At 46.2% G+C, this 10,130-nt stretch carries 9 protein-coding genes; 2 read left to right on the top strand and 7 right to left on the bottom strand.

Annotated features, from left to right (window positions below):
- Nucleotides 1-228 precede the first annotated feature (228 nt).
- The 6 genes from ABLA33_RS09440 to ABLA33_RS09465 all read right to left on the bottom strand — a co-directional run bounded on the left by ABLA33_RS09440 (nucleotide 229) and on the right by ABLA33_RS09465 (nucleotide 7,596).
- Complete coding sequence (locus ABLA33_RS09440; RefSeq protein WP_347720112.1) at nucleotides 229-957, bottom strand: DDE-type integrase/transposase/recombinase; 729 nt, start codon at nucleotides 955-957, stop codon at nucleotides 229-231.
- Between the two features lie 96 nt (nucleotides 958-1,053).
- Nucleotides 1,054-1,500, bottom strand: coding sequence for a YhcH/YjgK/YiaL family protein (locus ABLA33_RS09445; protein WP_347720113.1), 447 nt, complete (start codon nucleotides 1,498-1,500; stop codon nucleotides 1,054-1,056).
- Nucleotides 1,501-1,633: 133 nt separating this feature from the next.
- Nucleotides 1,634-2,815: an AGE family epimerase/isomerase gene (locus ABLA33_RS09450; RefSeq protein WP_347720114.1), complete on the bottom strand. Its 1,182-nt coding sequence runs from the start codon at nucleotides 2,813-2,815 to the stop codon at nucleotides 1,634-1,636.
- Between the two features lie 96 nt (nucleotides 2,816-2,911).
- Nucleotides 2,912-3,916, bottom strand: a complete 1,005-nt coding sequence (locus ABLA33_RS09455; RefSeq protein WP_347720115.1) for a hypothetical protein — start codon at nucleotides 3,914-3,916, stop codon at nucleotides 2,912-2,914.
- A gap of 13 nt (nucleotides 3,917-3,929) precedes the next feature.
- Nucleotides 3,930-6,590 carry a cyclically-permuted mutarotase family protein gene (locus ABLA33_RS09460; protein WP_347720116.1) on the bottom strand — a complete coding sequence of 887 codons (2,661 nt, stop codon included), beginning with the start codon at nucleotides 6,588-6,590 and terminating at the stop codon, nucleotides 3,930-3,932.
- A gap of 79 nt (nucleotides 6,591-6,669) precedes the next feature.
- The gene (locus ABLA33_RS09465) at nucleotides 6,670-7,596 is read right to left on the bottom strand and encodes a dihydrodipicolinate synthase family protein (RefSeq protein WP_347720117.1); all 927 of its coding nucleotides are present in this window, start codon (nucleotides 7,594-7,596) and stop codon (nucleotides 6,670-6,672) included.
- Nucleotides 7,597-7,770: 174 nt separating this feature from the next.
- Here ABLA33_RS09465 and ABLA33_RS09470 point away from each other — a divergent pair, with 174 nt between their 5' ends.
- Nucleotides 7,771-8,673 (top strand): EamA family transporter, encoded by a 903-nt coding sequence (locus ABLA33_RS09470; protein WP_347720118.1) that lies wholly within the window; start codon nucleotides 7,771-7,773, stop codon nucleotides 8,671-8,673.
- A 71-nt stretch (nucleotides 8,674-8,744) separates the two neighbouring features.
- Nucleotides 8,745-8,927, top strand: a complete 183-nt coding sequence (locus ABLA33_RS09475; RefSeq protein WP_311491284.1) for a hypothetical protein — start codon at nucleotides 8,745-8,747, stop codon at nucleotides 8,925-8,927.
- A 157-nt stretch (nucleotides 8,928-9,084) separates the two neighbouring features.
- On the opposite strand, the gene ABLA33_RS09480 is transcribed toward ABLA33_RS09475, so the two are convergent.
- A complete protein-coding gene (locus tag ABLA33_RS09480) occupies nucleotides 9,085-9,945 on the bottom strand; it encodes an RNA polymerase sigma factor RpoD/SigA (protein WP_315092389.1) in 861 nt (286 codons plus the stop codon).
- Nucleotides 9,946-10,130: the final 185 nt, after the last annotated feature.

Here is a 10,130-nt window from a genome sequence, read left to right on the forward strand (position 1 = left end):
ATGTACTTGAGGCCGAACGCGATGCACTTGATGCCCAAATGGAACTGCTTGAAACACGCCAACAGCAGCTTTCCTGTGTCGTAGACCTATATAGAAGTCTCGGAGAATAAGGTTCATCAGGCATAAAAGCAAATGATTTTTTGGAATGATTTATTCGCAATCACTATATTTTTTAGAGGCAAACATATTTGTACGTTGTCAAACAAAAGTGCACAACTGTAAATGTAGTTATTTATGCTGTAATATCATTCTTTTATTCTCAGAAATTCTTTTGTTGATTGAATTTTGCTTTATTGTTTCTCTTATCCTTTTAATTTTCTCCCCTTGGCCTAAATATACCTCTCTTGGTGTAAGATTATCCAACGATTCATGAAATCTGCTCTCATTATAGTATTTCACCCACCCATCAATGGCCTTTTCTAATTCAGAGGGACAGAAATGATGATTTAGTTTTATCACATTCTTCATTGATCGATGATATCGTTCTATCTTTCCTTGCGTCTGCGGATGGAATGGTTTGCCATGGATATGCTTGATATTATATTCCTTACAGAGATATTGTTTGAGAGAGGAAGCAATATAGCATGGTCCATTATCTGATAACAGGCAAGGAGGATTATGAAGTGCAACTCCTGCCTTTTCTATCGCTTTATCTATAGTTCTGGATACATCTTCAGAAGTCATACTCGAACATAACTCCCAATGGATAATATACCTGCTGTAGTCATCAATTACCGTAGAGAGATAATACCAGCCCCAATCCTTGACTTTGAAATAGGTAAAATCGGTCTGCCACATCTCATTAGCGAATTTAGTCTTATGATGGAACTCATCGGCTGCAAGGACGAAATCATGCTCCATACGTTCCAATAGACCTCTTTCATGCAGAATACGATAAAAGCTTGACTCAGAAACGAATATCTGACTCTCTTCCAATAAAAGGACGGACAACTCCATGGGAGTGAGCTCAGGATGCTCTATTATTTCTCAAACACAGAAAGACCGCAGAAGCACGAGCCGCTGCGGTCTTTCGGATAAGTGGGAAGATAGATGTTAGAGGCGCACCTTAGCAATCAGTTTGCGAAGTTGGCCTTGCCCAATGATAGGCGCATGAGCGTCTTCTGGATAAACGAGGCAGAACTCGCCAGGTTGCACCTGAAAGTAGGTTTCTGCCGGAGCCGAATAGAGAGCAAAGTCTTCTGCCTCATTGAAAGGCGCATCGCTTTGTCCGAGTGCTCTGAGTGGACTGATACCAATTTCTTCCACACCGCTTAGAGGGAAGTGGACGTCCATATAAGCCCGATGCACTTCCAGCTTCTGCTCTTCGCGCGTCTTGAGTGTGGCATCGCTAACATTTATGAAGAGGTCGCTGCCTTGCAGTTCGATGCGCCCCGTCTCCACCTTTGAGAGGTCGTGGGAGCGTACATAGTCGAAGAGCTTTTTCAGTAGCGGATGCAATGCGTAGTAGCGTTCCGCGTCGAATACAGTGGATAAAATCATAATGATAAAAGAAAAGATGGGGATTCCGAAAGTCCCTCCATCTCCCCCATTAGGAGAAATGCGCAGCGTGTCCTAAAAAATGGCAACGAAGCAACTCTGAAGTGTGGAAGCGATGGAGCGACTTTTCGCTTTATTATTTCTGTTCGCGATTACTCAACTCTTCCAGCATCTTCCAGCAGTTGAAGAGACCACGGGGAACGTGGAAGCAGCCTTTCCACTTACCGCCCTTGAGCGGCAGCAGAACTTCACCACGGCGATTCAAATAGCCGTACCATTCAGGATAGTCGGGGTCGGCAAAATGCTTCCATGTGTAGTCGTGCACGCGCTCGAACCATTCGAGACACTTCGGGTTGCCTGTGAGCTGATAACCTTTGAGCATGGAGATGAGCGTTTCGATATGTACCCACCATAGTTTTTGGTCGAACTCCAACTCATGGCGCGGTTTGCCCAAACGATCCATAAAATAGAAGATACCGCCGTACTGCTCGTCCCAACCATATTCCACTTCGGCAAGACTGATTTCAACGGCTTTTTCTATGAGGTCGGGACGGTTCAGACGCTTCCCTAAGTCCATAATAAACCACGTTGATTCGATGGCATGGCCGGGATTGAGTTTGCGCCCATCGAAACTATCAACAAGTTCTCCATCCTTTCCCAAAGCCTCAACCACCAAGCCGAGTTCTGGACGATAGAAAACATCGAGCACTTCGTGCAGGCAGGTATCAATGGTCTGATGCAGGAACTCGGGTTCTAACAAAGGCTCAATCTCCAGTGCAACATTACAAAGGATCATGGGGAGATCGAACGTCTTTAAGCCACGTGAGCCAGGAACGGCCTTGTTCCAACGAGCTTTAGGATTGTCCACGCGTGAGAGGACGATGTCGAAAGTTTTGCGCGCAATCTCCTCATACTCTTTATTGCCCGTTGCGATGGCCAACTGACCAAAAGCGATGACAGCAAAGGTGTAGGAGAAAATGTTGTAAGGCTCTACGAGTGGTTGCCCCTCGCGATCGAGGGCGAAATACCAGTTCAAGTGACCATCATGGCCGTATTTCTTCAGAAATTCCGCTCCCTGAACAGCGCAGTCCAACCATTCTTGCTTATGTTCTACTTCGTTATAGAGCTTGGCAAACATCCACACCTCGCGGCCTTGCAGCCAGATGAATTTGTCCGTATCGTAAACTGAACCATCGCGGTCGAGACAAGTGAAATAACCTCCAAACTCATGGTCTTGTGACTTGTCGAGCCAAAAAGGAACGACCTTATCGAGCAGTTCACTCTTATACTGCTCCGCCAATGCTTTGAAATTTATCATATCTAAATTTGTTTGAAAGTCCGCCTTATCGTTTCCACAAGAGAAGCCCTTTTCCTTTTGGCAAGAAAGGGAGCAGCGACGAACTTTTATACTGTATTATATATTAGCTTCCGCCCACGTGATTTTTTCTTGAACCAACTTGGCTGGGCGATATTGTTTTTGGCCTTTAGGCTGAATAAGTACATCTTTATCTATCTCGATCTCTTTGGGCCACCCCTTCCAGAAATACTCGAAATAGCTCTGCTCGGAAAGACGCATATTCTTAATGTCAAGTTGGTTAGAGGCTTTATCCGCTTGATCAGACAATTTTTCAGTACCAACAGAAGAAGCTATATCTGTAATAAGTGAAGCAAGTCCCTCACCTGGCATAGTGGCCGTTCCTTCATAGAGAACAAAATAGCCACCAAACTCATCATCTTCGTCCGCAGCAATAGTGTCGGCCGTGACCGTAGCCTCGGAACTAAATCCGTCCACCTCTTCTGCATCACGAGGCACTTGTCGCTTTCCAAAGCTAAAGGAACTACCATGATGCTTGAAAAGAGATTCCATTTCTGGAAGAAATCCGCGCACCGATTCCTCGTCGCTCACTGCTACTTTCAAGAGACTTTCGATAGCTTTCTTATTTAGTAGCTTAGCCACTTCGGGATGCTTCTCAAAGAGCATAGAGCCCACTTTTTGAGGCAAGTCCTTGCAGCGTTGAGCCACATCCTTCCAGTTTTCAAGCTTCTGAACTTCACCAAACTCATTCAGTTTGAAATTCAGCTTCAAGCCTTTCAGTTTTTCAAATATAAAATCCTGCAACTGTGCCTTAAAATCGACCGAAGAGGAGTCGGGCTTGTTGAAATCAAGCAAGGTATATTCCACCGTGTACCCATTCTTTGTAGAGTCGGTCACCACCAATTGGAAATCGCGCCAATAGTGTACCGTATTGACAGTATCATTCTTTTCATTCACACGAAACTCGTTATGAACATAAGTATATTTGATACTATCGTGTTTAGCAAAATAAGCCACAACGTCCACAGTGGAATCTGCGGTCGCCTCCTGCGCATAAGTGGTCAAGGACAAGAGAGCGAACAAAGTAAAGAAAACTTTTTTCATTATCAAGAATATTTTAAGATTTTACGGATTTATCTAATGTTTTCCAAGTCAAGCCCGCCAGCGTATTGGCTTCGGGGAAGAGAAAACTTAGGATATAAGCCACCAACACCGAAACACCCATCGACACAAAGCCGAAGAGCAAGAAATTGACGGAGGTGAGGAAATTCATGTAGAACACGGCAGCCGTTCCGCATAGGAAACCGATGAGCGCAGCACGAGCACCAATGCGCGAGAAGAAGATACCCATGAGGAAAAGGCCTCCAATGCCACCGCTTAGTAGGCCAAGGATGGTGTTGAAGTAGTCGAGCAACGATTGGATATTTACCGTAGCCATCAAGATGGCAATGAGCATACCCACCACCCCTGTGACCACACCGGCCACACGAGCCACACGCAACGTACCCAAGGAACTGAGCGAGGGATAGAGTTTCTTGTAGAGGTCGATAGTGAAAGCCGTTGACACGGAGTTGATATTGGAGGCTATCGTACTCATCGTAGCAGCAAAGACAGCAGCAATGAGCAATCCGGCAAGACCAGCGGGCAACTGGCTCATCATAAAGAACGGGAAGATAGCGTCAGTTTTAGCCATCGTCATGTCCATGGCCGCTGGGTGGGTCTTAAAGAACGTGTAGAGGCCTGTACCGATGGTGAAGAAAGCGATGGTGACAAACACACTCATCAAGCCGTTTGTCAAGATACCGCGGGCTGCACTGCGCTCGTCCTTCGTTGTGAGATAGCGCTGAATAACGGTTTGGTCGCTGGTATAAGAAATCAGATTGTTGGCCAAACCGCCTAAGATAACCACCCAGAAACAAGCGTTGCGATAGTCGAAAGACCAATCGAAAAGGCGGAACTTATCATTGTCCCAAGCCAAGCGGAAGAAATCATCTGCGCCCTGTCCCGTGTTCACAATGAGATAGCCAGCGGCCAAGAATGCGCCGCCCACAAGGATAATGCCTTGAATTACATCGCCCCACACAACGGCTTCCACACCGCCCATCGTGCAATACACAATAGTGATAGCGGCCATGAGGACAATGCAAATGTAGATGTTGATACCAGTAACGGCAGTCATAGCCAAGCTCGGTAAGAACAAAACCAACGCTGTGCGAGCCACCATAAAGACGATGAACAAGAGACTGGCCATGAGGCGCGTTGTGTAGTTGAAGCGTCGCTCCAGATACTCGTAAGCCGTTGTCACATTTAGGCGGCGGAAGAATGGGAGGAAATATTTGATAACGGGGAAACTGATGAGCAGAATACAAATCTGCATCGGATAGTAGGTCCAATCAGTGGCGTAGGCCTTGGCTGGGATACTCATATAGGTGATCGCCGATAGCATGGTGGCAAAGATACTGATACCGGCTGCCCACCAAGGGATGCGGCCACCGCCCTTGAAGAAGTCCTCGCCGCCCTTTTGGCGACGCATGAAATAGAAGCCCAAAGCGATCATCGCAACAAGATAGGCGATGAGTACGCCCCAGTTAAGCCAACCGAAGCGAGCTGTATAGGTCATCGTGACGGCGGTAACATCCGCGCTGCGTATGCCCGGCTTCGATTCGCCGTCTACAACAATCCAATGCTGCTGCCCATTGCCGTCGCGGAAAGGCACAACGGCTGCTCCAGCCCGCGCGATGCGGGGATTCTGAAAGACACGTGCCCAGGAATCGGTGATAGTTTGATACACCAATAACTGGTCGTTGAACTGATACCATGCTGCGGGATGAAGCATATACTGGGTTTGCGCCTCTTTCAGAGCTGCACTCGGATGTTCCGCTAACTGCTTACCACGCTGAATGGCTTGTTGGAAGATTTCTCTATTGACGCCGCCAAAGAAGAGAATGTGTCCGCTACCACTCACCACGGCTTGTGCACCAACAAGGGCTTGCGGACTGCTAACTCCCTCGGGCAGGATGCGCGAAGTGGGTTGCCAAACGTTTTTCTTGGGATTATAGGCCAGACCATTATCGGCAATGAGATTAGTAGTAGGGTCGAAACCGCCAAAGACATAGAAAAGAGGACCAAGTGCTCCATTCTGAACAGCACCACAGGACTGCACACGCCCAGCTCCTGGCAGATTGGGCAGTTCTTCCCAGCCCTGACTGGTATGCCCCATCGACAGACGGAAAGCTTTATTGGAAGGACGACCATTCGTTTGACCGCCAGCCACATAGATATACCCATCGCCGAATGCGCCCGCCATTTGGTCGAGACCTATAGGCAGAGCAGGTAAAGTCTTTATGGAAAGTTTCCCCTTCTGCATCTGAAGCAGAAAGACTCTTTTCTCACTAACTTTTCCGTCCTGTGTGCCGCCGATGCAAACCACACCTTCGGGCGTGGAGATACTCACACCATAGGCCAATGGCTTAGGTAAGCGGCCAACATTCACCCACTGCTTTCCAGTCAAAGGAGCAGCCAAGGCCAGCACAGTATCGTAGTATTTCTTAGCTCCTCCCAAAGCTGCGGGAACTTCTGGGAAATTACAGCCACCAGCCACTAACAGATATTTGTCACTGACACCCGCGAAATGGCCAGAAAGGCCTTCGGTGGGCGTATTAAAGAGAGGTTGCACCGCCTCAAAGCGGACGTCGTTGAATTGCTTTTCTTCCTTCTGTTGAGCCAGCAGGGTCAACGGCAGAATAAGGAGGAGGATAAGTAATCGGTATCGTTTCATAATGATGATAAAAGAAAAAGAGGGCTTCCTGTCTGAAACAGGAAGTCCCCTTATGGGGAAGATGAAGGGGACTTTCTAATTATTTATTACAATGCTCAAAGAAATTGATGGCTTCAAGTTCTTTCTTCAATTGCAGTTCTTCCTCGTCCGTAACATTTTGGAAAGGTGTGCGGTTCTTACCGAGATCCAAGCCAATGAGCTTCATAATGCGCTTTCCACCTACTATATTGCCGCGGAAATGGCAGATAATATCGATGACATCTTGGGCGTAGTTCTGCAACTCACGTGCTTTTTCGAGATTACCCTCTTCCCACGCTTTCTGGATGCCTACGAGGCAACGGCCGTTATAGTTAGTTGTGCCGCCAATGCCGCCTTGCGCGCCGCCCATAGCCAGACAGGGCAGAATGGTTTCGTCCTGACCGTGGAGCATATCGTACTTGTTGTCTTTATAGCGCAAGCAACGATTGTATTCGTACATACTTTCAAACGTGTACTTGATACCTGCAAAATTGGGAATACGGCCGCTTTCGTCAATGGCTTTCAGAAAATCGTACATCGAAAGGAAACAACCGTTGAAAGCGGGAATGTGATAGAAGAAGAAAGGCAGATTGGGCGCACCAGCTGCAATCTCTTCGCAATATTTCACTAACTCTTCAATCCGTCCGATACGGGGGAACGGAGTTGCCATAGCTCCAATGCCCCACGCCCCTATCTTTTGTGCGTGTTCGGCCAAGCGACGGCTACTCTTAACCATAGTTGAGCCTACATGGACAATGACTTTGAAATCAGCAGGAACGGCCTTTACCCAAGCTTCAGCCAGCTGCATACGCTCTTCTTCGGTCAGCATATAGCCTTCGCCCGAAGAACCATTGATAAAAACGCCTTTCAGTCCATTGCGCGCTAAGAGAGCTGCATATTGGGGGATGATGTCATAGTTTACTTCACCATTAGGCAAGAACGGAGTAAAGGGAGCATCTATAAGCCCCTTGATTTTTTCGAATTTCATAAAGGTGTTAATTTCTTATGTGCTCACAAAATTACGGATATTTTATAAAAAGACGATTTCTATAAGAGTGTTTTTCCCGTTTTCCGTATAATCTGTTGACTTTATCCTATTTCACTCAGATGCTTCGATAGGTTTTCTTATTTTTGCACTTTCAATCCTAATTTTGTTTTACCAATGACTAAAAATTCTATTAGCGGTCACCTGTCTATCCTTGCAGTCAATGTCATCTTCGGACTGACTGTGCCGTTCATGAAAGTTCTTAGCGACGGATGGTTAGAACCTGTCAGTTTGTTGGCCGTTCGCGCTTTCTTCGCCATGCTGATTTTCTGGCTGATTTCTTTCTTCGTTCGGAAAGAGAAAGTGTCAGGACGCGAACTTTGGACTATCCTTATCGGAGCGCAATTGGGTTTTGTACTTTCGCAATACTTCACTGTTCTGAGTCTCAACTATACCAGTGCTGTCTATACAGCTATAGCCTTGGCCTGCACCCCTATTATTTCACTCTTGCTGGGGGCTATCTTTCAGCACGAACGTATTACGACACAGAAACTCATTGGCGTGGTGCTCGCACTGGGCGGCGCCCTGCTGATGATACTCAAAGGCCAGTCGGCCACTGCTGGAGCGAACGATGTGCTCGGCATTTGCTTAGCACTACTTGGCGGTCTGTCCATCGCTATCTACTACATTATTATGGGTGGCATATCGGAGCGTTATTCTGCCACGACACAAATGAAATGGACATTCCTCTTCTCAGGCATCGCCCTTTTCCCCATCGGTCTCTATCAGTTTCCGTCGCAGGCCATGTACGTTGGCTCACCAAGCACAAGCGTCATCGGTGTCCTCGCCTTTGTCATTCTCTTCTCCACCGTCCTTGCATTCTTCCTCCTGCCTTTCGGAATGAAGAGCCTCCCCGCCACCACCGTCAGCATCTACATGAATCTCCAACCCGTCGTTGCTGCCACGGCCGCTATCTTTATGAAGCAGGATTATTTTTCCCTCGACAAGCCCATTTCCGCTCTCCTCGTCATCCTTGGAGCGTATCTCGTTACAAGGGGTCCCCAAAAACCAAAAACTTAATCACTTTTGAAATACAATTACGCATTATATTCAACAAAAGATGTATATTTGCCCATATAATAATGTTCACTATGGAGAATTATAAAACAAATAAGCGTGAATATGTAAAGCCAGTAGGCGAAATCATCTATCTTGCTGCGGGACTATTGCAAAAGCTCAGTGGAAATGCTGGCAGTGTCGGAGCTGGCGAAGGTGCTGGTGACACGAGAAAAGAATGGCTTAAAGAAGAAAACGAACATTCATGGGGAGACTAAGCAAAGCAACGACTATAAGCGACAGGACTTATCAGTAATAGATATTTATCAGAGTAAGTAAATCCAGTTACTCTGATTAGGTCCCTTTCTTTTCCGTACAAAAAAAACGGCACTACAGAAAAGTTCTGCAATGCCGTATCTCATGTAATATCTTTCTTCATCCAAGATATTTGGTCAAAATTTTAATATTATCTGCCTCACGCAGACGACGAAGTGCACGTTCCTTAATCTGACGAACACGCTCTCTTGTTAGGTTGAGAGAATTAGCAACTTCTTCCGCAGTCATTTCAGTGCGACCAATACCAAAAAGCATCTTCAAAACTTGACGCTCTCTATCATTCAATATCAGCATCGCTGAATCCAAATCGGCAGAAAGAGATTCTTTTTCCATCTGATTGTCCGTTCCAGGTGCACTCTCATCTGTCATAATGTCAATCAGCGAATTAGAATCATCATCTTGGAAAGGAGCATCCACGGAAACTTTCTTACCATTAGTACCCATTGCTTCACGAACTTTATCAACATCCGTGTCCAAAATGTCAGCTAATTCTTGTACAGAAGGACGACGTTCAAACTGCTGCTCAAAACTTACAATAGCTTTCGTCAGCTTGCTCTGAAATCCTACCTGATTTAACGGCATTCGCACAATACGACTCTGCTCAGAAATAGCCTGCAGAATACTTTGGCGAATCCACCATACAGCATAACTGATAAACTTGAAGCCTCGAGTCTCATCAAACTTCTGTGCCGCCCTAATCAAACCTAAGTTACCTTCGTCAATCAAATCGTTCAGTGCAAGCCCCTGATTTTGGTACTGCTTTGCAACACTGACAACAAAACGCAAATTTGCACGAGTTAATTTCTCTAATGCTTCGCGATCACCTTTGTGAATGCGCTGTGCCAGTTCTACCTCTTCATCAGTGGAAATAAGCTCCTCACGGCCGATTTCAACCAAATACTTGTCCAAAGCCGCACTCTGGCGGTTCGTAATACTTTTATTTATTTTTAATTGACGCATAGTCACTTACTAAAACTTTGCAAAGTTAAGTACTTCCAATGAAGTTTGCCACTATTTTAAGCATTTTTGAGATATTTCTCTAGTCACACTTGTAGGCAAAAAAGAGGCTTCTACAGAATAAACTGATAGAAGTCTCTTATTTGAAAAAAGGCGGCGACCTACTCTCCCGTCTTGTGGACAGTACC

Origin of the sequence: uncultured Alloprevotella sp. (assembly GCF_963536905.1) — a bacterium.
In the GTDB taxonomy this organism is placed as follows: Bacteria; Bacteroidota; Bacteroidia; order Bacteroidales; family Bacteroidaceae; genus Alloprevotella.